The organism is Streptomyces sp. NPDC088246 (genome assembly GCF_044741025.1).
Lineage (GTDB): Bacteria > Actinomycetota > Actinomycetes > Streptomycetales > Streptomycetaceae > Streptomyces.
In genome coordinates this window covers 114,283-136,800 of record NZ_JBIURV010000010.1, presented here as the reverse complement: position 1 = coordinate 136,800, position 22,518 = coordinate 114,283, and the positions used below count along the sequence as shown (strand labels likewise).

The following is a 22,518-nucleotide window of genomic DNA, read 5'->3' as shown; positions in this document are numbered from 1 at the left end:
GGCCACCAGCCCCCGCCTTCTGGCTCAGGCCAGCGACAGAAAGAGTTTCTCCAGTCGCGCCCGCATCTGGTCGCGGTCCGCGGGTTCACTGCCGCCGTCCGCCATGCAGTGCTGCAGGCCCGTCGCGATGATCGCGAAACCGGCCCGGTCGAGCGCCCGTGAAACGGCCGCCATCTGTGTGATGACGTCCTCGCAGTCCCGGCCCTCCTCGATCATCCTGATGATCCCGGCGAGCTGGCCCTGTGCGCGGCGAAGTCGGTTGAGGACCGATTTCAGTTCGTCGGCCGCCATGTCGAGTTCCACAACATCCTCCTCCTGATACCCCAAGGGGTATTCTAACCTGAATGGGGAAGGAAGGGCCGAGTCCCTCCTCAGCCCCGGTGAACGAAAGGAAACACTGCTCGTGACCAGCCCCGTCTCCCTCTCCCCCGCCCAGGCCGCGGCCCGTCTCGCGGAGTTCACCGTCATCGATGTGCGGGCCCCCGGCGAGTACGCCTCAGGGCACGTTCCCGGTGCTCTGAACATCCCGCTGGACCGCCTCCACGAGGCCGTGCCCGCTCTGAAGTCCGCCGCGGCCCGCGGGTCGCTTCTCGTGGTGTGTGCCTCCGGCGTCCGCTCCACCCGGGCCTGCGACATTCTCGCAGCGGCCGACATCGACGCCGTGACCCTGTCCGGCGGCACCTCGGCCTGGGAGGGCGAGGGCCGCGATCTCGACCGTCCCGCCGGCACCCGGGCAACCTGGCCGATGGAGCGTCAGGTCCGGCTCGCCGCCGGTTCGCTCGTGGTGGCCGGCCTGCTCGCCGGGGTGCGCTTCCCGGCCGCGCGCTGGATCTCCGCCGGCGTCGGCTCCGGGCTCGTCTTCTCCGCCGTGACCAACACGTGCGGCATGGCGGCGGCCCTGTCGAAGCTTCCGTACAACCGGGCCCCGCACTCGGCCGCGAACCTGGACGCGACGCTGGACGCTCTCCAGAGCTGAGCCGCCCCGTAGCGGGAGGAGCCCCCGCACGGTAGAAGCCCTCTGTAGCGGGGGGAGCCGGTCACGCACCCGCGCGACCGGCTCCTCCCGTTGCGGGAACGGATCAGACGTCTTCCCGTACCAGGGCAAGCAGGCGGTCCAGTACGCGCGGTCCTCCCGCACGCAGCCCGTCGTGCTCGAACTCGTTGGTCACCCAGGTACGCAGACCGCGGATCGACTCCGCCGTGCGCAGCGCGTGCCCGGTGTCGACATACATGTCGTCGTGGTAGACGGCTGCGGCGACCGGCACGTCGTTGGCGGCCAGCCGCTCGGTGTCGTACAGCGGCGCCCAGTCGGTACGGGAGGCCAGCAGCTCGGCCGTCTCGCTCAGCGGGCGCAGCGCCGGGTCCACCTCGAAGTGCCACGGGTGGATGCTCTCACCGGTGAAGAGCACCGGTCCGTCGCCCTTGAGCGCCGTGGCCGCGTCGAACTGCGGGAATTCGGCACGGACCCGCTCGGCGGCCCAGCCGGTGGGCTGTTCGCCCTGACCGTAGATCGCCTCGTGCATCAGCGCGTACAGCGGATGCCCGGCAAACGAGTTGGCCGTGCGCATCGCTTCCTGGAACGTGTCGGAGAGTTCGGTGCCGAGCGGCGTACGGACGAAGGCGTTCTCCAGCAGGTAGTGCAGCTGGTGGCTGCCGTTACCGCTGCCCAGCATGATGCCGAGGGACTGGAACCCCTCGGGTGTCAGACGGTGCCCCGCGCTTTCCGGGCGGTGCTCGACGAGGTGAGCGGTGATCTCCCGGGCGCGCTCGACGTCCTGCGGATAGCGGGCGTAGTGGGCGGCGACCTTGCGCTCGATCCGCGGGTAGGCGGCCCGGTAGACGTCGTCGGCGTGCGCGTCCAGTGCGGGCAGTCCCCCGGTGATGAGGACGGCCTTGAGCCCTTCGGGGGCGGCCGACAGATAGCGGACGGCGCAGAAGCCGCCGAAGGACTGGCCGAGTACCGTCCACGGTTCGCCGCCGGTCAGCTGCGGGCGGATCAGCTCGCAGTCGCGCACGATGTTGTCGGAGCGGAAGTGGGCGAGATGGTCGGCCTGCTCGCGCGGGCCGCCGCGCAGCGGCAGGGTCTGCCGGTTGGCCGGGGTGGAAAGGCCGGTGCCGCGCTGGTCGAGGAGCAGCACACGGAACTCCTGCACGGCCCGCCCCAGCCATGCCTCCGTGCCGATGAAGCGCCTGGCGCCGAAGCCGGGGCCACCCTCCAGATAGACCAGCCAGGGCAGCTCTTCGCCGTCCTTGCCGCTCGCCACGGCCTCCCTGCCGAAAATCTCGATCTGCTCACCGCCCGGATCGGTGTGGTCGAGCGGGACCGTGAAATAGCGGTCGGTGAAGACGATGCCGGGGTGCCGGTAGCTGCTCACAAGGTGCTCCTGAATCAGATGTTCCACGGACAGTTCAGCACATGGCCGTGACACGGACAGTCGCGGCCCGTGTGCGGCACGCCCGGGGGCCTCCTACCGTGCAGGCATGATCCGGTTCGAGCAGGTCAGCAAGGTCTATCCGGACGGTACGAGCGCGGTCGACGGCCTTTCCTTCGAGGTCGCCGAGGGGGAACTGGTCACCCTGGTCGGACCGTCCGGCTGCGGCAAGACCACCACGATGATGATGGTGAACCGGCTGATCGAGCCGTCGTCGGGCCGGATCCTGGTCAACGGCGAGGACATCTCCGGCGTCGATCCGGTGAAACTGCGCCGCCGGATCGGCTACGTCATCCAGCAGGTCGGTCTCTTCCCGCACCGCACGATCCTCGACAACACCGCGACGGTCCCCTCGCTGGTCGGCTGGAAGCGGGCGAGGGCCCGCGAGCGGGCGGCCGAGCTGCTGGATCTGGTGGGCCTCGACCCGAAGACGTACGGCTCCCGCTACCCCGCCCAGCTCTCCGGGGGGCAGCGTCAACGGGTGGGCGTGGCGAGGGCGTTGGCCGCCGACCCGCCGGTGCTGCTGATGGACGAGCCGTTCGGCGCGGTCGACCCGGTGGTACGTGAGCGGTTGCAGGACGAGTTCCTGAGTCTTCAGGCGGCGGTCAGGAAGACGGTCCTGATGGTGACCCATGACATCGAGGAAGCGGTCCGGATGGGTGACCGGATCGCGGTCTACGGGGCGGGGCGCATCGAGCAGTTCGACAGCCCGGGGACGGTGCTCGGGTCTCCCGCGACCTCGTATGTGGCACAGTTCGTGGGCGCCGACCGGGGTCTGAAACGCCTTTCGGTCACCACCATCGAGCCGGACGATCTGGAGGAGCCGCCGGTCGCCCGGCTGAACGAGCCGGTGAGGTCGGCCGCGGCACGGCTGAGCAGTGCGGGTGCCCGCTGGGCGGTGGTGCTGAACGGCGAGGGCGACCTGCACGGCTGGGTGTCGGCGGACGCGCTGCGGATCGCCGGGGAACACGGCACGGTCGGCGACCTGGCCCGCCGGATGGACGCCTGGGTGCCGGTCGGTGCGCCGCTGAAGCAGGCGTTCAGCGAGATGCTCCAGCACGACGCCGGGTGGGTCGCGGTGCTGGACGGGTCACGGTTCCTCGGCGTGCTGACTCCGGCCAAACTCCACGAGGCGCTGCGCCGCTCGGTGGACGCCGATGCGCAGGGAGTGGGCCGGGACGAGGTGCAGTTCGACTCGGTGGCGGACGCGTAGGGCGTGCGCTGTGCGTCGCAGGCCACGCGCCGGTCAGGACTCGCCCTGCCGCCCGCGCCGGTAGCTGCTGCCGCTCCTGGGGCGGACCAGCAGACCGGCGAGTGGGGCTGTCCGCGTGCTGCCCGCACCCGTACGGTGTGATCAACCATCCCCACGGTTGCTCACTCACCCCTGCGAAGAAGGCGGTTCCGCATGTCCCTGTTCGATCTGCCCCTCGACGAACTGCGCGACTACCGCAGCCGTTCGGTGGAGCCGGAGGACTTCGACGCGTTCTGGTCCAAGACCCTCGACGAGGCCAGGTCCCACGACCTCGACGCCCGGTACGAGCTGCGTACGGGCACGGGGCTGAGCACCGTCGACGTGTACGACGTGACGTTCGCGGGCTTCGGCGGTCATCCGGTCAAGGGCTGGTTCGTTCTCCCGGCGGGCACCACCGAACCACTGCCGGTGGTCGTGGAGTTCATCGGCTACGGCGGCGGGCGGGGCCTGGCCCACACCCATCTGCTCTGGGCGTCGGCCGGTTTCGCCCACTTCGTGATGGACACCCGGGGCCAGGGCAGCGGCTGGCTCGTCGGCGACACCCCCGACCCGGTGGGCAGCGCGCCCTCGTACCCCGGTTTCATGACCCGGGGCATCGAGGACCCGCACGCGTTCTACTACCGGCGCGTGTTCACCGACGCGGTGCGCGCGGTGGAGGCGGCGCGCTCACATCCGCTGACCGATGCGGCGCGCACCGCGGCCGTCGGTGTGAGTCAGGGCGGCGGCATCACGCTCGCCGTCGGCGGGCTGATACCCGACCTCACGGCGATCGCGCCGGACGTCCCGTTCCTGTGCGACTTCCCCCGCGCGCTCACCGTCACCGACCGCAACCCGTACCGCGAGGTGGGCAGCTACCTCAAGACGCACCGGGGCCGGGCCGAACAGGCGAGGGCCACTCTCTCCTACTTCGACGGGGTGCACTTCGCCGCACGCGGGCGTGCACCGGCGCTGTTCTCGACGGCTCTGGAGGACATGACCTGCCCGCCCTCGACCGTCTTCGCCGCCTTCAACGCGTACGCCCACCAGGACAAGGCCATCGATGTGTACGACTTCAACGATCACGAGGGCGGCGGGCCGTTCCAGGAGGCCACGCAGCTGGGCTGGCTGCCGGGGAAGCTGACGGCCTGATCCCGAAGAAGGCCCTGGAGGGTACTGAAGATCTTGGCCGGATCAGGGAGCGGCGTTCGGTGCATGCAGCTGCAAGGCGCCGGAGCGGCCTCAGGTGGGGTCTCCCCTGCTCGAACGAAGTTGAGAGCTTGGGGAAGGAGCTATCGGGCCGTTTCGGCAACGCCGCAGATGTGCGTGCCGGGCGTCGCGAGCCCGGCCACGCGGGATGAGGTTCTTGGACTCCAGGTAGGTGCGTGCCACGTCCTCGGGGAGCCGTCGCCAGCTGTCGACCTGCTCGTTGAGCCGGGCCAGGTCGGCGGTCGTCAGAACAGTGTTGACCTTGCCCAGCACCTTGCGTACGCCTTCGCTGCCCGCCCGGGACCGGTTGACGACGGGGACGAGGTAGTCGGCGTTCTGCAGGTGCTTGTCGTCGGCGAGCAGGACGAGGCCGAAGTCGTCGAGGGTGGCGTCGGTGGTGGTGGTCAGGAGCATCTGGTCCTGACCGTTCTGGACGGCCTGTTTGGCCTGGGTGGTGCCGACACCCTTGGGGTCCACGGCCGTGATGCGGATGCCGTACGTCTTCTTCAGCCCGGGTGCGCAGTAGGGGCGTTGTACGCATTCGTCGCCGGCGGCCAGACGCACGGGCAATCCGGATCCGCCGAGGTCGCCGAGGGTCTTCAGGTGGTGTTTCGCCGCGTACGGGGCGGCGACCGCGAAGGCGTTCTGGTCGACGGCGCGCCCGGGGTCGAGGACGGTGAGGCCACGGGGTGCGGCGAGGACGCGCAGGGCCTTCATCGTGGCGGTGAGGTCGGGCGAGCCGACGGGGGCTGCGTCGGCGCCGTTCTTCTTGGCGTTCAGCCAGTCCGCGAAGGTGGCCGCGTACTCCGGTACGACGTCGATCTGGCCGCTCTCCAGCGCCGGTTCGTAGATCTCACGGTTGGTGACGGAGATGATCTTCGTCGAGTAACCGGCCCGGTCGAGCAGCAGCGCGTACATCTGTGCGAGCAGATCGCTCTCGGTGAAGCCCGCGGAGCCGATGGTGAGGTGTTTGCTGTCGCCCGGCGGTGCAGTGACCTCGCCCTGGTTCTCCAGAGAGGGGCCGGTGGTGCAGGCGCTCGCCGACAGCAGGAGCGCGAGGAGCACGGGGAGGTCCCTTCGCGGCCTCATCCTGATTCCTCGCCGCGGAACCGGTCGGGGGCGAGGCGTTGTGCCACTTCGAAGAGCCCTTCGACGCTCAGGGCGAAGGCGGCTACGAGCACGGCCCCGGCGACCACCTGCGCGGTGGAGGCGAGGTTGAAGCCCGCGGTGATGATGCGGCCGAGTCCCCCGCCGCCCGCCAGCGCCGCGAGGGTGGCGGTGGCGACGAGCTGGACGGCGGCGATCCGTACGCCGGTGAGAATCAGGGGCAGGGCGAGCGGCACCTCCACCCCCAGCATCAGCTGTCTGCCCGTCATACCCATTCCGGTGGCCGCCCGTACGACATCGCGGTCGACCTCGCGCATGCCGACGTAGGCGTTGGTGAGCAGCGGCGGTACGGCAAAGAGGACGAGGGCGATGATGGTCGGCCACTCGCCGTGCCCGCCGATCGGGGTGAGGAGCAACAGCACCAGGACGGCGAAGGTGGGGACGGCCCGGCCGATGTTGGAGATGTTGACGGCGAGCGCGCCGCCCTTGCCGAGATGGCCGAGGACCAGGGCGATGGGCAGGGCGATCAGACAGCTGATGAGCAGGCAGACGACGGTGAGGAACAGATGCTGGCCGAGACGGTTCCAGATGCCGCCGTCGCCGGACCAGTGCGCCGGGGTCGTGAGCCAGGACCAGGCGGCGGCGAGGGTGTTCACGACCGCCTCCGGGTCCACGGGGTCAGGATTCGTTGCGCGAGAAGAAGCAGCACATCGGCGGCGACGGCGATGACGACGCAGAGGACGGAGGCGGTGAGCACCTGGGCCTTGAAGTACGTGTTCATCCCGGAGTAGATGAGGTTGCCGAGTCCGCCGTAGCCGACGATCGCACCGACCGTGACCAGGGCGACCGCGGAGACGGTCGCGATACGCAGTCCGGCCATGGCGGCGGGCAGGGCCAGGGGAAGCTCCACGGCGACGAGCAGACGCACGGGGCCGTACCCCATGCCACGTGCGGCCTGCCTGGTCTCCGCGGGCACGGCGCGCAGTCCGGCGAGGATGTTTCTTACGAGGAGGGTGAGCGAGTACAGGACGAGTCCGGCGACGACGAGCGAGGCGGAGAGTCCGTACACCGGCAGCAGCAGCGAGAACATGGCGAGCGACGGCACGGTGTAGAGGATGGTCGTCACGCCGAGGACCGGGCCGGCCGCCCAGCGCCGGCGACGCGCCGCGAGGGCGAGCGGGACGGCGAGGACCAGTGCGAGGAGTACGGAGACCGCGGTGAGCTGCAGGTGCTGGACGACGGCGTCCCAGAGAATCTCGCGACGGCTGGTCAGGTAGGCACCGCAGAGCCACTCATTGCGCGCGAGGCAGTCGTCGGGAGGGGCGGTCACCCGTCCATTGGAGCGCGGGAGGGCGGGCGGACGCGCGTCCTGATCGACTGTCCGGGGGCCGTGTGAGAGGGCGTACGCGTGTGACGTGGTCGGCCGGAGAGGCGGCGGCGCCTCCGGGCCGTGCGGCGCGTCGGCCTATTCGGACGCTGCTGCCGAGGCCGCGGGGCGTTCGACCTTCTTCACCGTGATGTCGTCCGGTCCGAGCTGCCGCCCGTCTGCCGAGTGGACCTCCAGCGCCCGGGGCGGACGGCCGTGCCGCAGGTCGACCATCTCCGAGTGCGGTTCGCCGGGATCGAAGAAGTGGCCCTCGCCCCACTGCCGCAGCGCGACGATGACCGGGAAGAGATCCCTGCCCTTGGGCGTCAGCACATATTCGTGGTACGCGCTGCCGTCGGCAGCCGGCGCCGTGTCGAGGATGCCTCCCCCCACCAGATCGCGCAGGCGCGACGCGAGGATGTTCTTCGCCACGCCCAGGCTGCGCTGGAACTCCCCGAAGCGCCGACTGCCGTCGAACGCGTCGCGGACGATCAGGAGCGACCACCAGTCGCCGATCGCGTCGACCGAACGAGCCACCGGGCAGTCGCTCTCGTCGAAGCGTGTCCGCTTGACCATGCCGCCTCCCTCACATTATCGGTTGCAACATGCTACCAGGTGCGTCTACGGTCAGCCTGGTAGCAACATGCAACCAATGCGATCGAGGGGTGCCACGTGGCCGGCAGCGAGAGAACGATGAGATCCGAGAAGGCAGACGGAGGGACAGCGGCTCGCACCCTGTCCGGACGCACGACACTGCTGTTCGCGGTCGCGTCCGGCGTGGCGGTGGCCAATGTCTACTTCGCGCAACCCCTACTGGTCACCCTGGGCCAGGACTTCCGGATCAGTGCGGCGACCGTCGGCATCGTCGTCACCCTCACCCAGATCGGGTACGGCCTCGGGCTGTTCCTGCTCGTGCCCCTGGGCGATCTGGTCGACCGGCGGCGCCTCGTCGTGACCCAGCTGGCACTGCTCGCGACGGCACTCATCGCAACCGGGACCGCGGCCACCGCACCGATCCTGCTGACCGCCCTGGCCGCGGTGGGCTTTCTCGCCGTGGTGACGCAGACCCTGGTGGCCTTCGCCGCATCACTGTCCGCCCCGGACCGACGCGGCCGCGCGGTCGGCCTGGTCACCAGCGGAATCGTCATCGGAATCCTGCTGGCCCGCACGGTCTCCGGTGCACTGGCCGACCTGGCGGGCTGGCGAACGGTCTACCTCACATCGGCGGCACTGACCCTCGCGCTCACCCTGTCCCTCCATCGTGTGCTGCCACGACGCGCCACACCGCCCACATCCATGCGATACATGCAGTTGCTGCGTTCGACACTCGTCCTGTTCGCCGAGGAACGCGTACTCCGTGTCCGGGCTCTGCTCGCCCTGCTGATCTTCGCCGCGTTCAGCACTCTGTGGAGCTGCGTCGCGCTGCCGCTGAGCGAACCCCCGCTGTCGCTGTCGCACACCGCGATCGGAGCGTTCGGGCTCGCGGGGGCGGCGGGCGCGCTCGCGGCCGCTCCGGCCGGGCGCCTGCACGACCGCGGCCTCGCCGGGTGGACAACCGGTGTCGCACTGGTCCTGCTCACCGTGTCGTGGCTCCCCCTCTCCCTCATCCGGCAGTCGCTGTGGGCACTGGCGATCGGCGCGGTCGCCCTCGACCTCGCCGTGCAGGCCGTCCATGTGACCAGTCAGAGCCTGATCTACGCGGTCCGTCCCGACGCGGGCAGCCGTCTGATCGGCGGTTACATGGTCTTCTACTCGGTCGGCAGCGCTGCGGGCGCCCTCGCCTCGACAACCGTCTACGCGGTTGCCGGATGGGGTGCGGTGTGCGTTCTCGGCGCCGCGATCAGCGCACTCGCGCTCCTCGTGTGGGCGGCGACCCGTAGTGAAACGCCTGCGGCAGGCACGACTGGAGCTCCGAGCGCATCCGCCGGATGAGCGGGGGCGGCGCCCACCGCACCGGCGCGACAGGCCCGGCGGGACCGGGAGCCGGACTTGCTGCGTATGGGGGGCACCCGCGCGCCTACCGCCCGGTACGGCCGCACATGACGGTAGACCGGGGTTCACGCCCCTTCCCCGTACGCATACCGAGGAGCCCCCGCATGTCGTCGCCCGGCCGCACCGATGGCACCTACCGCTTCGACGATCTGCGCGCGCTGTACCTCAACTGCACGCTCAAGTGCTCCCCGGAGATCAGCAATACGCAGGGGCTGATCGACCACAGCCGCGCGATCATGGAGGAGCACGGCGTCACCACCGAGGTGGTCCGGGCCGTCGACCACGACGTCGCGACCGGCGTCTGGCCGGACATGAGGGAGCACGGCCGGCAGACGGACGCCTGGCCGGAGCTGTACGAGAAGGTGATGGCCGCCGACATCCTGGTGCTGTGCGGGCCGATCTGGCTGGGGGACAACAGCTCGGTGATGAAACGAGTCGTCGAGCGCCTCTACGCCTGTTCCAGCATCCTCAACGACAAGGGCCAGTACGCGTATTACGGCCGGGTGGGCGGCTGTCTGATCACCGGGAACGAGGACGGCGCCAAGCACTGCGCAATGAATCTGCTCTACAGCCTCCAGCACCTCGGCTACACGATCCCTCCGCAGGCCGATGCGGGCTGGATCGGGGAGGCGGGGCCCGGCCCGTCGTATCTGGACCCGGGGTCGGGCGGTCCGGAGAACGACTTCACCAACCGCAACACCTCTTTCATGGCCTGGAACCTGATGCATCTCGCCACGATGCTGAGGCGTGCGAACGGCATCCCGGCCCACGGCAACCAGCGCTCCGAGTGGGATGCGGGCTGCCGCTCGGACTATCCCAACCCGGAGCACCGCTGACCGCGCCCCCGGCCGACGAGACCGCGTCCGAGGGGAGGCGCGGCGGGCGTGCGGCCCACGCCTCCCCCGGGCGTTCGTCAGTGCTGTTCGGCTGCCGGCTCCAGGACGAAGACCGGAATCTGCCGGTCGGTCTTGAGCTGGTAGTCGGCGTAGTCGGGGAACGCCTCGACCGCGCGCTGCCACCACACCGCCTTCTCCTCGCCGGTGGCCTCACGGGCGTCCATGTCCTGTCGTACCGGGCCGTCCTGCAGCTCCACCCGAGGGTCGGCCACGATGTTGTGGTACCAGACGGGGTGCTTGGGCGCGCCACCCTGCGAGGCGACCACGGCGTATGTGCCGTTGTGCTCGATCCGCATGAGCGGGGTCTTGCGGATCTTGCCGCTCCTGGCCCCGCGGGTGGTCAGGATGATGACCGGCAGGCCCCGCATCGTGATCCCCTCCGTCCCGCCGGAGCTCTCGAACAGCTCGACCTGATCGCGGACCCACTGCGCGGGGCTCGGCTCGTACTCACCCTTGAGAGGCATGGCATCTGTCCCATCGTCGACATTCGGTTACGCAGACACGCGGACATGCGGGCACAGGTGCGTCCCGCTGCTCCGAGAACTCTTTCATCATTCCGCCCACCGTGGGCCCGGCGGATCCGCGTGTCATGGCGGCAGTCGGGCCGACGTCAGGGGTGCGGCGGATTCAGCCGCAGTTGCAGCATCGCTTCGAATCTGGCCTCCGGGTCGTTGAGATCGATGCCCGCCACCACGGCCAGCCGCTTGAGCCGGTAGCGGAAGGTGTTGGGGTGGATGTGTACGGCGGCAGCTGCGGCGGCCACATCGCCGAAGGTGCTCAGCCAGGCCTCCAGAGTGTGCGTGAGGGCGGTGTTGTGCTGGGCGTCGTAGGCGCGCAGCCGGATGACCGGGCCGTCGGGGAGATCGTCCTCGGCGGCGATCCGGTCCGTCAGCTCCTCCAGCAGCGAGGCGGCGTAGACGTCCGACAGCCTTGCGGCCCGGCGCTGCGAGCGACCGGAGCCGAGGACGCGCAGCGCCCGGTCCGCGTCGGCGCGGGAGCGGCGCAGCTCGGCCGGGCGAGCGGCGAGCCGGCCGATGCCGATGACGGCGGGGACACGGTTGCCTATGCGGCCCAGGAACGCCTCGGCCACCCGTAGCGCGTGCTCGTCCGAACTCGTGGGCAGCACCGCGTAGGTGACGCCCCCGAGTGAGGCCGCGGCCGTACGGGGATGGATCGCGGACAGGTGCAGGGCGAGGGCCTCGGCGATGCGGTGGCCCGCGGCCACCCGGTCGGGCGCCGACGGCTCACCGGTCACCGCGAGCGCCAGTACGCAGGCATGCTGCGCGGACAGGCCCAGCCGTACGGCGGCCTGCGGCGCGTGCGTGCCGCCCTCCAGGACCGTGGCGAGCAGATCCGCGCGCAGCCGGCGTTCGACGTCCTCGCCCGTGCGGTGGCGCAGCAGATGCAGGGCGGCCACTTTCGCCGCCTCCTGCAGGGCCTGCGTACGGTCCGCGCGCAGCGGTCCGTCGACCACGACCCAGATCGACCCGAGGATCTCGCCGCCTGCGCGGACGGCGATCGCGACGCGGGGCTTGTCGGAGACGCCGGCCACATAGACGGGTTCTTCCTTGCGGTAGAGGGCCTGGAAGGCGCCGAGTTGCTCCAGGGCACGCAGCTTCTCCGCGGGCACCTGGCGGTCGAGGATGGTTGCGATCCTGGCGTCGTCGCCCTCGTCCTGCCGGCTGGAGAAGGCCAGCACCCGACCGCCGCGGTCCTCGACGGTGACCGGGCCGTCCAGCAGTCCGGCCGTCGCGTTGGCCAGCGCGAACAGGTCACCGGCGAGCGGCTCGGCGCCGTCGGCCTCGTCGGGGCCGCCCACCGTCCCCAGTTCGTCGACCGCGAGCAGCGACCGCAGCAGGGCGGCCACCTGGGCCCAGGACGCGCCGGGGGTCAGGCCCAGCACGGTCAGGCCGGTGCGCGCGGCCGCCTCGGCCACCGGCCCGTCCACCGGGACCGGGGACCGGACGACCACGGCCGCCGCGCCGAGCCCGGCGGCCCGGTCGACCAGGGCGGCGACCGGCTCGGCGCCGTACACGCCGACGCCGAGCACCACCGAGCCGGGCAGCCTGGCCGGTTCGTCCAGCGGGTCCTGGATGAGCACTCCGCTGACGGTGCGGGCCGGGTCGGCCTGCCCGGCCACCACCTCGATCAACGTCGAACCCAGATCGTTGAGGATCCGGCCGAGCACGGCCCGCGGCTGCTCCGTCATCTTCACAAGGTAGTTGATCGGAGTTCGTCGACGGCGAGTGCTGCCACCTGCCCGATCACCCGGTCCGCCCGGGAGTTGTGCAGGTCCGGCCGGTTTGACCGGGTGAAGACTGCCACCGCCCAGCGCCCGCCGTCACGGTCCTCGATCACCCCGGCCTCGTTGCGCCAGCCCGGCAGCGTCCCGGTCTTGCCTGCGACTCGGTAACTGTCGTCGAAGCCGGACCACAGTCGGTGCGGCCAGATCTGCTGGGACATCACGGCCCGTACCTCGGCGCAGGCTTCGGCGGGGCCGGCCTCGTCGCGCCAGATCCGGACCAGCAGTTCCGCGATGTCGCGGGCCGTTCCCCGGGTGGTTCGTTCGGGGACGCACACCGACAGCTCCAGAAGCTTCTCCGGCCCCTGCGCGGCGAGTGCCGCCATCCTCGCGTGCGCCTCGACCTCGGTGGTCACGCCGAGGTCGGCGAAGAGAGAACCGGTCAGCTCCAGACAGCCACCGATCAAGTGGGTCCGACGCAGGTCCAGTTCGGCGAGCAGTCCGTTGACGGTGTCGAGACCGACCCGGGCCAGCACCACATCGGTGGCTGCGTTGTCGCTCATCGTCAGCATCATGTGGACCAGGTCGCGCAGGCTCATCTCGACCGGGTCGGCGCAGCCGGAGGTGCCGATGCCGCCGTCGCGGTAGTGCGGGTCCACCGAGTGGCGCTCGGTCCTGTCCAGCCGTCCTGCGGCGGCTTCGCGTGCGTAGGCGAGTGCGATCGGGATCTTGAACACGGAGGCGAGGCAGACCGGTTCGTCCGCCGCGACGCCGATCGTGCGGTCGCCGTCGATCTCCCGGGCGAAGAAGTACCCCTGGACCTCGGCGTCGTCGAACGCCGTCCGGATCCTGGTCTCGACGGTGCCTGACACAGTTGCGGTCATCGGCTGATCCATTCGGTCGATTCGGTCACTTCGGCCAGTTGCTCGGGGATCGGGGAGAGCCCGAGCCCCGGTGCGCGGGGCACGTCGAGATGGCCGTCCTTCAGCACGAACGGTTCGGTGATGTCGGTCCGGTAGTACCGGTCGGATGCGGAGGTGTCGCCGGGCAGGGTGAAGCCCGGCAGGGCGGCGAGGGCGACATTGGCGGCCCGGCCGAGGCCGGTCTCCAGCATTCCGCCGCACCAGACCGGGACACTGTGCGCGGCGCACACGTCGTGGATCCGCCGTGCCTCCAGATAGCCGCCGACCCGCCCCGGCTTGATGTTGACGACCGAGCAGGCACCCATGGCGATCGCGTCGGCCGCCGAGCGGGCGGAGACGATGGATTCGTCCAGACAGATGGGGGTGCGCACCCGCTCGGCCAGTGCCGCGTGGCCCCGGATGTCCTCCTCGTCCAGGGGCTGTTCGATCAGCAGCAGCCCGTACGGATCGAGCCGGGCCAGCTGTGCGGCGTCGGCGAGGGTGTACGCGGTGTTGGCGTCCACCTGGAGCAGTACGCCGTCGCCGAAGCGCTCCCGGACCGCGCGCACCGGTTCCACGTCCCAGCCGGGTTCGATCTTCAGCTTGATCCGCAGATAGCCCTCGGCGAGATAGCCGTCGACGGCGTCGAGCAGTGCGGGGACCGAGTCCATGATGCCGACCGACACCCCGGCCGGCACCCGCTCGGCCGTCGCCCCCAGCCACTGCCCCATCGACAGTTCATGGGCGCGCAGCCAGGCGTCCAGCACCGCGGTCTCCAGGGCGGCCTTGGCCATCCGGTGCCCCTTGAACGCGGCCAGTGCCGGGGCGACCGCCCAGGGGTCGAGCGCCGGCAGGGCGGCGAGCGCGGGCACGAGATAGCTGCGCAGCACGTCCGCCGCGGCCGCGGTGTACTCCGAGGAGTACAGCGGATCGGCCATGGTGACGCATTCGCCGTAGCCCTCATGGTGTTCGGTCTCGACCCTGACCAGCAGGATCTCCCGGGTGGTCATCGTGGCGAACGAGGTTCGGAAGGGTGCGACCAGCGGCATCGCCATCCGGCGCAGTTCCACACCGACGAGCTTCATACCTGCCTCTCCTGACGTTTGTCGATCACGTACCAGCCGTCCCGGGTGAATCCGGTGACGGTGTGCCCCTCGGCCATCAGGCCGCCGAGTACCTCCCGCAGCGCGTACCGCCATTCGCGGGCCAGGGACGGGTCGGTGCGGCGCAGTGTCTCGATCTCCGTGGGGATCCGGACGAGGACGGTGTCGCCGTCCCGGCGCCCGACGGCGGGGCCGCCGTCGGGCTTGGCGTCCAGACCGACCACGGCGTGTGCACCCGCGTCGTCGATCACGACGATGTGAGGTGTGCCCGCGGCGGAGCCGACGGCGTGTCCGCCGGTCAGCTCCCAGCGGACCATCAGCCGGTCCGTCTCGGTCCCGGCATTGACCTCGTCCTGCATCGCGCCGTAGAAGTCGGCCAGGTACTCGCTCGCCGCCGCCCCCAGTTTGGCCAGGTTGAAGTAGGCGTTGCGGCTGATCAGCGGGTCGAAGGTCCAGGTGACCGCGGTGATGCCACGGGCCAGGGCCCAGGCCCGCTGATGGAGTTTGACGGCGAAGCCGACATTGCGGCCCCGGACGCTGTCGTCCACCCCGGCGATGTGCGAGTGCAGTCCGGCGGTGGCCAGGAAACCCAGGCACAATCCGACCATCCGGCCGTCCTGGTGGACACCGACGACATAACTGCCGGAGTGGGCGAAGACCCGCAACAGCTCCGGGGTGATCAGCGGGTTGCCGGGATCGGGCCGCCAGACACGGTCCAGCACCTGGCAGGCCACCAGCATCTCGTCCAGTCCGTGCAGCTCCGTGACGGTCACGCCGGCACGGTGCGCGGCCAGATCCGCGGCGGCCGCCGCGGCAGCCGCCTCCGTACCGTTCACGATGTCACCCGGCCGGGTACGGACAGCGGCTCGCGTACGAGCGAGGCCACCAGGGAGGCCACCAGTGCCGCGCGGCGGGGCAGTTCGGCGACGACCACATGCTCGTCGTCCGCGTGCGCCCCGCCGCCCACGGCCCCGAGCCCGTCCAGCGTGGGCGTGCCCGCTCCGGCGGTGAGGTTGCCGTCGGATCCGCCGCCGACCGCGACACCGCGCAGTGGGCCGAAGCCCAGATCCGCATAGCGGCTGCGGGCGAGTTGAAACAGCTCCGCCGACGCGCTCGCGTGCAGCGGCGGCCGGTCCGGGCCTCCGACGAGCCCCAGCGAGGCGCCCGCGAGCACCGGCGCGAGACCCTGCATGGCACGGTCCACCCGGTCCTGTTCGGCGGCCGTCTCCACCCGTACGTCCACCAGCAGCCGGGCCGCATCGGGCACCGTGTTGCGGGTGGTGCCGGAGGAGGCCACGGTCGGCGTCACCGTGGTGCCGGTCGCCGGATCGGCGAGTGCGGACAACGCGAGTACCTGGTGGGCCAGTTCGGTGGTCGTGTTGACCCCGCGCTGCGGTTCGAGTCCGGCGTGCGCCGCGCGTCCGGTGATGTTCAGTTCGTAGCCGGACACACCCTTGCGCGCGGTTTTCAGTGCTCCGCCCTCGCTCGCCTCCAGGACGAGTACGGCCCCGGTTCGGCGGGCCTCGGCCTCGATCAGGGTGCGCGAGGCCGGGGAGCCGATCTCCTCGTCGCCGGTGAGCAGGACCGACACCCCGTCCAGGTCGTCGAGCACCGACAGCGCATGGAACAACTGCACCACGCCGGCCTTCATGTCGAAGCACCCGGGTCCGGTCAGCCGGCCCCCGGCCACCTCGAAGGGGTGGCCGGCCAACGAGCCCACCGGCCACACCGTGTCGAAGTGGCCGAGCAGCAGCACCCGGTCGCCGGAGCCGAAGCGCCAGCGCAGAGCGGGTGTCCCCGAGCCGTCGAGCCACTCGGGCGCGGCGCCGGTCAGCCGGGTGCCGAGCCCTGCGACGACCCGGGCGCAGTCGGCGACGGCGGCCGGGTCCCCACTGGGTGACTCGGTGCGGACCAGCTCCTCGATGTCGGCCAGCAGGCCCGGCAGCCCCGCCTCCAGGGCGGTGGCGATTGCGGTCACGTCAGCCCGCCTTGGGGGTGGCGCGCCCACCGTGGTGAATGTAGGGCGTGCCGTCGGCGAGTGTGTAGAACACGACGGGGACCCAGAGCTTCAACCCCGGCCGCTGCACCACGAACAGCCCCGGCTCGACCGGGTGCAGCTCGTACTCCTGCTCCGTGTCGGGGGTCACTTCGGCCAGCGGTCCGGTGATCCGGTTGAGCATCACCAGGCCGCCGTCCCGCTCCACGATCTCGACCCGGCTGGAGAGCCGCTCGTACACACCGACGTAGTCGGCGGGGTCCACCGCCACCGGCTCCGTCGCCGGCTGAATGCCGGTGCGCATCGCCACGCCGGCCAGCTCCTGGACGATCTCCGAGAACACGTCCCGGTAGAGGCTCATGGTGTCGCCGCCATTGGTGAGCAGGCAGATCGCCAGGTCGGCCTCGGGCAGCACCCGCAGGAACGCGCTCTGCCCGATCGTGCCGCCGTCGTGTCCGTACACCCGCTGTCCGTCCCAGGTGTCGAGGAACCAGCCCAGCCCCCAGGCGTTTCCCAGGATGTACGGGTCGGGGAGCTCGACCTGCGGGGTCTGCATGGCGGTGACGCCCTCGGCCGAGAGGATCTTGGTGCCTTCCTCGGTGACGCCGTTGTCGATGTGCAGCCGGGCGAACTTCAGTACCTCGCGCGGCGTCGAGCAGATCAGTCCGGCCGGTCCGGCCGAACGCATCAGCCCCCACAGCGGGGCCTGCACCGGCGGATCCCCCAGATGTCCGATGGCGGCGCGGAAGCGCAGCGCCTCCTCGGGCAGGGTCACGGTGTGCGTCAGGCCGAGCGGACGGAACAGGCGCTCCCGCATCAGCTCGTCCCACTGGACGCCGGTGACGACTTCCAGCACCCTGCCGAGCAGTGTGAAGCCCGCATTGCAGTACGACATGGTTGCACCGAGCGGGTGGTTGAGAGTGCCCTCGCCCAGCAGCGCGGCGAACTTCTCCAGGCAGTCGTCGCCCCGGCCGGTGTCGGTGAAGAGGTCGCCGTCGATGCCGCTGGTGTGGTCCAGGAGATGTCGGAGCGTCACACCCTGGGTCAGCTCCTCGTTCGCGAGCCGCAGTTCGGGGAGTACGGAGACGATGGGCGCGTCCAGTTCGAGCAGGCCCTCGTCGACCAGGGCCATGGCCACCGTGGTGGTCCACACCTTGGAGATCGAGCCGATCTGGAACAGGGTGTCGGTGGTCGTCTCGATCCCGGCGTCGGTGTTGGCCAGGCCTACGGCCGCCTCGGCGATCAGTTCGCCACGGTGCAGGATGCCGAGACTGGCGCCGGGGACGGAGTGACGGACGGTCAGTTCGGTGAGGCGGGCGGTCCAGCGGGCGGACAGGTCGGTGGTGTCGGTCATGTTCGTCTCCAATTCCGATTCGTACAGCGGATTCAACGGATTCAGCGGATCGAGGTGTTGGTGTGCGTGGTGACCCAGTCGATCAGGCGGCGGGAGTAGTCCTCCCGGTGCGAGGGCCGGCCGTCCAGCAGGAACAGGTGCGAGCCGCCGGGGTACACGACCAGCCGGACCGGCACGTCCCGGCTGCGCAGGGCGTGGAACCACTGCTCGGCCTGGCCGACCGGGCAGGTGTCGTCCGTACCGCCGTGCAGGATCAGCGTGGGCGCGCGCACCGCGTCGGCATGGCTGATCGGCGAGAGCGCCGTCAGCCGTTGCGGGTCGCCGATCTCATGGGCGGCGATCAGGTGTCCTTCTTCGGAGGTGCCCGCCATGCTCTTCAGATCGACCAGGGTGCCGCCCGGTACGACGGCGGCGAAGAGGTCACTGCGTGCGGAGAGCCAGCAGGTCAGATAGCCGCCGTAGCTGTAGCCGGTGAGCGCGATCCGTTCCGGATCGACAAGCCCCTCGGCGACGAGGGTGGCGACCGGTTGCAGGACGTCCTGCTCGTCGGTCTCGCCCCAGGCGCCCACGGCGGCCGTATAGAACGCCTCGCCGTAGCCGTCGCTGCCGCGGACGTTCAGCGTCAGGATCGTCCAGCCCTGCGAGGCCAGCTCCTGGTGGTAGAGGTGGACCGGGTCGGAGTGCGGCGCCCACGCGTTGTGCGGTCCGCCGTGCACGTCGACCAGCAGCGGCCCGCCCGCGGGTGTCTGCGCGGCGCGGGTGATCATGCCGTGCACCACTGTCCCGTCCGAGATGGTGAACTCTCGTTCGGTGACCGGGTGGAGGGTGATCTCGGGCAGTGACCGGGCCATGTGGTCGGTGAGTCGCACGGGCTGTCGCCCGGCCGAGGGCCCGCCCGGTGCCCCGGACCTCCAGGCGTCCAGGTCGAGCAGAGCGATCTCGGCGAAGCTCGACGCGTCGGAGACCACCACCGCCGCTCGCCCGGCCTTCGTCGCGACCGAGCAGCCGCTGACCCCGGTACCGACGGGCAGCGGAGAGGCGCTGATCCCGGCCGCGTCCACCCGGTACAGGCGAGTGGCACCCCGGTCGCGGGCGCAGAACACGATGTCGTCGCCGTGGAACTGCGGCAGCGCACCCGGGTAGCCCGGGCCGCCGCCCATGACGTTGCGGTCCAGGGCTGCGCTGATGGACACCGGCGCCGATCCGTCCAGGGGCTGGCGCAGCAGCTCCAGGTGGCCGACGCCGAACGTGTTCCGGCCGACGACGAGCAGCGCGGACCCGTCGGGGAACCAGCTCACCGGGCCGACGAGACCGCCGGCCGGGCCGGCCCGGCGGGGCTCGGGCGCGTCTTCCCCGACCCCTACGACATGAGCGGCCGAGGTGCCGAGCAAAGCCGCGTCCGGGCCGCTCTGCGCCGGGTAGGCGAGCTGTGTGCCGTCGGGCGACCAGGTGGGCGAGCCGGCGTGCCGGTCGGCCTCGGTGAGCTGCCTGACCTCGCCCGATTCCGTCCCGACCACGAACAGTTGTGTCCGGACCGACCCGAGCAGTCCGACGCCGTCCGCCTTCCAGCCGAGGGCGTCGATGACCACGGGTGCGCTGTCGTCGCGCCGGGTCGCGGGGGCCGAGAACGCGATCCGTGATCCGTCCGGGCTCCAGACCGGTGTGCCCGCCCCCGCCGGGCACCGGGCGGGCGTGGTGAGCGCTACGGCCTCCCCTCCGTCGACGGGCAGCAGATGGAGCTGCCCCTCGCGCAGGAACGCCAGTTGCGTCCCGTCCGGGGACCAGCGCGGCACGGTGTCCGCGGGACCGTGGGTGAGCTGCCGGGCCGGGCCGCCTGCGCCGCGTACCTCCCAGATGGAGCGCACCACGCGGTCGTTCTCGGCGTCCTGGGTGGTCAGTGTGTAGGCGACGCGTTCGCCGTCGGGGGACAGTGCGGGATCGCCGGGGATCTCGAACCGGTACAAGTCGTCGATCGTCAGCGGTCGGGTCATGACGCCTCCTCGGCGAGGGCAAGGGTGGGTACGCAGGAGATCAGATTCCGGGTCGTCGGGTGCTCCGGTCGCTCCAGCACCCGCTCGGTGGGGCCGCACTCGACAAGGTGCCCGCCGTCCATCACGGCGACCTGGTCGGACAAGTAGCGGACGACCGCAAGGTTGTGGGAGATGAAGAGCATCGCGAAGCCCAGTTCGCGCTGGAGACGGCGGAGTAGATTGAGCACCGCGCCCTGTACGGACACGTCCAGGGCCGAGGTGATCTCGTCCGCGATCAGCACGGCGGGCCTGGCTGCCAGGGCCCTTGCCAGGGCCACCCGTTGACGCTGGCCGCCCGAGAGCGCGTCCGGGGTGAGCACGGCCCGTGCGGGGTCGATGCCGACGAGCTCCAGGTAGCGGGCCACCTCCGCGTCGCATGCGGCGCGGCGATCGCGTGCTGGTCCCTTGCGGGCGGGTGTTTCGCGTGAGACCGGTTCGCGGGGCAGCGCTTCGGCGACCGTTGCGCCGATGGTCATGCGTGGGTCGAGCGAGGCGTACGGATTCTGGAACACCAGCTGGACCGGGCTGCGCCCGCGCCGGCGCCCGGCATCGCTCCCGGCGACCAGTACGCGCCCGGACTGCATCGGGGCCAGCCCGACGACGGCCTTCCCGAGGGTCGATTTGCCTGACCCCGATCCGCCCACCAGTCCGGTGACCGTGCCTTCAGGCACCAGCAGGCCGACGTTCTCCACCGCGGTGAAGCGGCCGTAGCGCACGGTGATCCCGCGTAGTTCGAGTGAGCTCATGACGTTGCCTCCGCTCCGTGTGAGGTGGCCCGGTCGGGGGCGCCGGCCGATACCGCGTCCACCGGGTACCAGCAGGCGACCTGTCGGCCCGGCCCGAAGCCGGCCAGCTCGGGGGCGTCGTCGTGGCAGCGTTCCCGGGCGTGTTCGCAGCGCGGCGCGAAGGGGCATCCCGTGCCGGTCTCCCCGGGTTCCGGCGGGCGGCCGGGGATGGTCGCCAGCTCGGTGCCGGGATCCGTGGCCATCGTCGGGACCGCCTCCACCAGTGCCCGGGTGTACGGGTGGGCCGCGCCGCCGGCCAGCTGGGCAACCGGGAGGTCCTCGACGATCAGGCCTCCGTACATCACCAGGACCCGTCCGCAGACCTGGGCGACGACGGCGAGGTCGTGCGAGATCAGGAGCAGCGCGGCGCCGGAGTCCTCACGCATCTCGGCGAGCAGGTCGAGCACCTGTTGCTGGACGGCCACGTCGAGCGCCGTGGTCGGCTCATCGGCGATGATCAGTTTCGGCTCCCCCATCAGGCCCATCGCGATGACGGCCCGCTGTCGCATCCCGCCGGAGTACTCGTGCGGCCGCTGCCGGGCGCGCCGCTCCGGCGAGGGGATACGGACTGCGCCGAGCCGGTCGACGGCGCGTGCCGTGGCCTGTGCCCGGGCCGCGCCGAGGTGTACCTCGGCCACCTCGGCAAGCTGGCGGCCCACGCGCAGGGCCGGATTGAGCGAGGCCATCGGATCCTGGAAGACCATGGCCAGTTCGGTGCCCAGGCGCGGGTCCGCCCGCAGATCGTGCCCGTCGAAGCGGAGGGTGCCGGCAGAGACCAGTCCGGGGTGCGGGACGAGGTCCGCCAGGGCCAGCGCGGTCAGGCTCTTTCCGGAACCCGATTCGCCGACCAGGCCGACGGCCTCGCCCACGCCGATGCTCAATGAGATCCCGCGTACGGCCCGGCGCCCGCCGGGAAACGTCACCCGCAGATCCCGCGCCCGGACCAATGCCTCGCCGTCACCGTCAGGGGCTGCTTCGTCCTGCGGCTTCACCTGCTGTTGCGGCGTCGTCTCCCGGGCCTGCGGTGCACGTCGGCCGCCGGCCTGTGCGAGTACTTCACCGGCCAGCCCGAACATCAGCCCCGTGAGGACCACGGCCGCGCCGGGCGCGAGTGCCGCCGCCGGGTTCACATAGATCCGGTTCAACTGCTCGTTGAGCAGCCGCCCCCAGTCGTACTCCGGCGGCTGTACGCCCAGTCCGAGGAACGAGAGGCCGGAGAAGGCGACCAGGATGCCCCCTGCCGCCTGGGTGGCGAACACCACCGACGGCTCGGCGATGTTGGGGAGCAGATGACGTATCACCAGCTTGAACCGGCCCACGCCGAGGATCCGTGCCGCAGCGACATAGTCCGAGCCCGCGATCGACGCGGTCAGGTTCTGCACCAGCCGTGCCATGGGCGGGACCATGGCCAGCCCCACGGCGAACACCGCGCCGGTGCTGCCCACCCCGAAGATCGTGGCGAGGAAGAGCAGGAAAAGCAGCCCGGGAAAGGCGATCAGTACGCCCACGGTGGCGGTGATCAGCCGGCCGAGGCGTCGGCCCACGACCGCCGGTGCCACACCGAGCAGCAGCCCGCCGCCGACCCCGATCACGGCTGCCAGCAGGGTGAGTCGCAGAGTCAGCCGGGTCGCCACCACCACGCGGGCGGCGATGTCGCGGCCGAGCTGGTCGGTGCCCAGGAGATGAGCGGCACTGCTGCCCTGGTTGATCGCGTCCGTGTCGATCCGCGCGGCCTGATCACCGAGCAGGACGGGCCCGAACACGGCGACCAGCGCCACCAGCAGGCAGCCGGTGAGAGCGGTGATTCCGATCGGCGTCCTGAGCGTGCGCCCCAGCCGGTGCCGTAGCGAGGTGTCTTGGTCCTGATGAGGCATCG

At 70.9% G+C, this 22,518-nt stretch carries 21 protein-coding genes; 5 read left to right on the top strand and 16 right to left on the bottom strand.

Annotated elements, in window-relative coordinates; all coding sequences use genetic code 11:
- Nucleotides 1–24: 24 nt before the first annotated feature.
- The gene (locus tag ACIPEK_RS16420) at nt 25–303 is read right to left on the bottom strand and encodes a metal-sensitive transcriptional regulator (protein WP_093896672.1); all 279 of its coding nucleotides are present in this window, start codon (nt 301–303) and stop codon (nt 25–27) included.
- A gap of 100 nt (nt 304–403) precedes the next feature.
- On the opposite strand from ACIPEK_RS16420, the gene ACIPEK_RS16415 reads away from it, so the two are divergent.
- A complete protein-coding gene (locus ACIPEK_RS16415; protein WP_383074116.1) occupies nt 404–976 on the top strand; it encodes a rhodanese-like domain-containing protein in 573 nt (190 codons plus the stop codon).
- Between the two features lie 103 nt (nt 977–1,079).
- Here ACIPEK_RS16415 and ACIPEK_RS16410 read toward each other — a convergent pair whose 3' ends face one another.
- Nucleotides 1,080–2,375 carry an alpha/beta fold hydrolase gene (locus tag ACIPEK_RS16410; RefSeq protein ID WP_401996165.1) on the bottom strand — a complete coding sequence of 432 codons (1,296 nt, stop codon included), beginning with the start codon at nt 2,373–2,375 and terminating at the stop codon, nt 1,080–1,082.
- A 106-nt stretch (nt 2,376–2,481) separates the two neighbouring features.
- Here ACIPEK_RS16410 and ACIPEK_RS16405 point away from each other — a divergent pair, with 106 nt between their 5' ends.
- Both ACIPEK_RS16405 and ACIPEK_RS16400 read left to right on the top strand, forming a co-directional pair.
- Nucleotides 2,482–3,645: an ABC transporter ATP-binding protein gene (locus tag ACIPEK_RS16405; RefSeq protein ID WP_401996162.1), complete on the top strand. Its 1,164-nt coding sequence runs from the start codon at nt 2,482–2,484 to the stop codon at nt 3,643–3,645.
- Between the two features lie 192 nt (nt 3,646–3,837).
- On the top strand, nt 3,838–4,812 hold the full coding sequence (locus tag ACIPEK_RS16400; RefSeq protein WP_401996159.1) for an acetylxylan esterase: 975 nt from the start codon (nt 3,838–3,840) through the stop codon (nt 4,810–4,812).
- A 90-nt stretch (nt 4,813–4,902) separates the two neighbouring features.
- Here the strand turns inward: ACIPEK_RS16400 and ACIPEK_RS16395 are convergent, their stop codons facing one another.
- The 4 genes from ACIPEK_RS16395 to ACIPEK_RS16380 form a co-directional block, all read right to left on the bottom strand.
- Nucleotides 4,903–5,958: an ABC transporter substrate-binding protein gene (locus tag ACIPEK_RS16395; RefSeq protein WP_401996156.1), complete on the bottom strand. Its 1,056-nt coding sequence runs from the start codon at nt 5,956–5,958 to the stop codon at nt 4,903–4,905.
- On the bottom strand, nt 5,955–6,632 hold the full coding sequence (locus ACIPEK_RS16390) for an ABC transporter permease (RefSeq protein WP_401996392.1): 678 nt from the start codon (nt 6,630–6,632) through the stop codon (nt 5,955–5,957). The genes ACIPEK_RS16395 and ACIPEK_RS16390 overlap by 4 nt, the downstream gene beginning before the upstream one ends.
- The gene (locus ACIPEK_RS16385; protein WP_401996153.1) at nt 6,629–7,306 is read right to left on the bottom strand and encodes an ABC transporter permease; all 678 of its coding nucleotides are present in this window, start codon (nt 7,304–7,306) and stop codon (nt 6,629–6,631) included. The genes ACIPEK_RS16390 and ACIPEK_RS16385 overlap by 4 nt, the downstream gene beginning before the upstream one ends.
- A gap of 135 nt (nt 7,307–7,441) precedes the next feature.
- Nucleotides 7,442–7,918, bottom strand: coding sequence for a winged helix-turn-helix transcriptional regulator (locus tag ACIPEK_RS16380; RefSeq protein WP_401996150.1), 477 nt, complete (start codon nt 7,916–7,918; stop codon nt 7,442–7,444).
- 117 nt (nt 7,919–8,035) lie between these two features.
- Here ACIPEK_RS16380 and ACIPEK_RS16375 point away from each other — a divergent pair, with 117 nt between their 5' ends.
- Both ACIPEK_RS16375 and ACIPEK_RS16370 read left to right on the top strand, forming a co-directional pair.
- Nucleotides 8,036–9,274, top strand: coding sequence for an MFS transporter (locus ACIPEK_RS16375; protein ID WP_401996147.1), 1,239 nt, complete (start codon nt 8,036–8,038; stop codon nt 9,272–9,274).
- Nucleotides 9,275–9,438: 164 nt separating this feature from the next.
- A complete protein-coding gene (locus ACIPEK_RS16370; RefSeq protein ID WP_401996144.1) occupies nt 9,439–10,170 on the top strand; it encodes a flavodoxin family protein in 732 nt (243 codons plus the stop codon).
- 77 nt (nt 10,171–10,247) lie between these two features.
- Here the strand turns inward: ACIPEK_RS16370 and ACIPEK_RS16365 are convergent, their stop codons facing one another.
- The 10 genes from ACIPEK_RS16365 to ACIPEK_RS16320 form a co-directional block, all read right to left on the bottom strand.
- Complete coding sequence (locus ACIPEK_RS16365; protein WP_401996141.1) at nt 10,248–10,694, bottom strand: nitroreductase family deazaflavin-dependent oxidoreductase; 447 nt, start codon at nt 10,692–10,694, stop codon at nt 10,248–10,250.
- 146 nt (nt 10,695–10,840) lie between these two features.
- Nucleotides 10,841–12,439 carry a PucR family transcriptional regulator gene (locus ACIPEK_RS16360; protein WP_401996138.1) on the bottom strand — a complete coding sequence of 533 codons (1,599 nt, stop codon included), beginning with the start codon at nt 12,437–12,439 and terminating at the stop codon, nt 10,841–10,843.
- A gap of 2 nt (nt 12,440–12,441) precedes the next feature.
- The gene (locus tag ACIPEK_RS16355) at nt 12,442–13,356 is read right to left on the bottom strand and encodes a serine hydrolase (protein WP_401996135.1); all 915 of its coding nucleotides are present in this window, start codon (nt 13,354–13,356) and stop codon (nt 12,442–12,444) included.
- Nucleotides 13,353–14,459: an o-succinylbenzoate synthase gene (gene menC, locus ACIPEK_RS16350; RefSeq protein WP_401996132.1), complete on the bottom strand. Its 1,107-nt coding sequence runs from the start codon at nt 14,457–14,459 to the stop codon at nt 13,353–13,355. The genes ACIPEK_RS16355 and menC overlap by 4 nt, the downstream gene beginning before the upstream one ends.
- A complete protein-coding gene (locus ACIPEK_RS16345) occupies nt 14,456–15,313 on the bottom strand; it encodes a GNAT family N-acetyltransferase (protein WP_401996129.1) in 858 nt (285 codons plus the stop codon). Before ACIPEK_RS16345 ends, menC begins: the two co-directional genes overlap by 4 nt.
- Nucleotides 15,310–16,455, bottom strand: a complete 1,146-nt coding sequence (locus tag ACIPEK_RS16340) for a M20 family metallopeptidase (RefSeq protein ID WP_401996126.1) — start codon at nt 16,453–16,455, stop codon at nt 15,310–15,312. Before ACIPEK_RS16340 ends, ACIPEK_RS16345 begins: the two co-directional genes overlap by 4 nt.
- 1 nt (nt 16,456) lies before the next feature.
- Nucleotides 16,457–17,827: a serine hydrolase domain-containing protein gene (locus tag ACIPEK_RS16335; protein WP_401996123.1), complete on the bottom strand. Its 1,371-nt coding sequence runs from the start codon at nt 17,825–17,827 to the stop codon at nt 16,457–16,459.
- Between the two features lie 41 nt (nt 17,828–17,868).
- Nucleotides 17,869–19,818: a prolyl oligopeptidase family serine peptidase gene (locus ACIPEK_RS16330; RefSeq protein WP_401996120.1), complete on the bottom strand. Its 1,950-nt coding sequence runs from the start codon at nt 19,816–19,818 to the stop codon at nt 17,869–17,871.
- Complete coding sequence (locus tag ACIPEK_RS16325; RefSeq protein ID WP_401996117.1) at nt 19,815–20,603, bottom strand: ABC transporter ATP-binding protein; 789 nt, start codon at nt 20,601–20,603, stop codon at nt 19,815–19,817. Before ACIPEK_RS16325 ends, ACIPEK_RS16330 begins: the two co-directional genes overlap by 4 nt.
- The gene (locus tag ACIPEK_RS16320) at nt 20,600–22,516 is read right to left on the bottom strand and encodes a dipeptide/oligopeptide/nickel ABC transporter permease/ATP-binding protein (RefSeq protein ID WP_401996114.1); all 1,917 of its coding nucleotides are present in this window, start codon (nt 22,514–22,516) and stop codon (nt 20,600–20,602) included. Before ACIPEK_RS16320 ends, ACIPEK_RS16325 begins: the two co-directional genes overlap by 4 nt.
- Between the last annotated feature and the right edge of the window lie 2 nt (nt 22,517–22,518).

Bases quoted from the DNA above. Each gene is read 5' to 3' on its own strand.
- ACIPEK_RS16405 (WP_401996162.1), top strand. From the start codon at position 2,482: ATGATCCGGTTCGAGCAGGTCAGCAAGGTCTATCCGGACGGTACGAGC.
- ACIPEK_RS16400 (WP_401996159.1), top strand. From the start codon at position 3,838: ATGTCCCTGTTCGATCTGCCCCTCGACGAACTGCGCGACTACCGCAGC.
- ACIPEK_RS16395 (WP_401996156.1), bottom strand. From the start codon at position 5,958: ATGAGGCCGCGAAGGGACCTCCCCGTGCTCCTCGCGCTCCTGCTGTCG.
- ACIPEK_RS16380 (WP_401996150.1), bottom strand. From the start codon at position 7,918: ATGGTCAAGCGGACACGCTTCGACGAGAGCGACTGCCCGGTGGCTCGT.
- ACIPEK_RS16375 (WP_401996147.1), top strand. From the start codon at position 8,036: ATGAGATCCGAGAAGGCAGACGGAGGGACAGCGGCTCGCACCCTGTCC.
- ACIPEK_RS16370 (WP_401996144.1), top strand. From the start codon at position 9,439: ATGTCGTCGCCCGGCCGCACCGATGGCACCTACCGCTTCGACGATCTG.
- ACIPEK_RS16365 (WP_401996141.1), bottom strand. From the start codon at position 10,694: ATGCCTCTCAAGGGTGAGTACGAGCCGAGCCCCGCGCAGTGGGTCCGC.
- ACIPEK_RS16360 (WP_401996138.1), bottom strand. From the start codon at position 12,439: ATGACGGAGCAGCCGCGGGCCGTGCTCGGCCGGATCCTCAACGATCTG.
- ACIPEK_RS16355 (WP_401996135.1), bottom strand. From the start codon at position 13,356: ATGACCGCAACTGTGTCAGGCACCGTCGAGACCAGGATCCGGACGGCG.
- menC (WP_401996132.1), bottom strand. From the start codon at position 14,459: ATGAAGCTCGTCGGTGTGGAACTGCGCCGGATGGCGATGCCGCTGGTC.
- ACIPEK_RS16335 (WP_401996123.1), bottom strand. From the start codon at position 17,827: ATGACCGACACCACCGACCTGTCCGCCCGCTGGACCGCCCGCCTCACC.
- ACIPEK_RS16330 (WP_401996120.1), bottom strand. From the start codon at position 19,818: ATGACCCGACCGCTGACGATCGACGACTTGTACCGGTTCGAGATCCCC.
- ACIPEK_RS16325 (WP_401996117.1), bottom strand. From the start codon at position 20,603: ATGAGCTCACTCGAACTACGCGGGATCACCGTGCGCTACGGCCGCTTC.
- ACIPEK_RS16320 (WP_401996114.1), bottom strand. From the start codon at position 22,516: ATGCCTCATCAGGACCAAGACACCTCGCTACGGCACCGGCTGGGGCGC.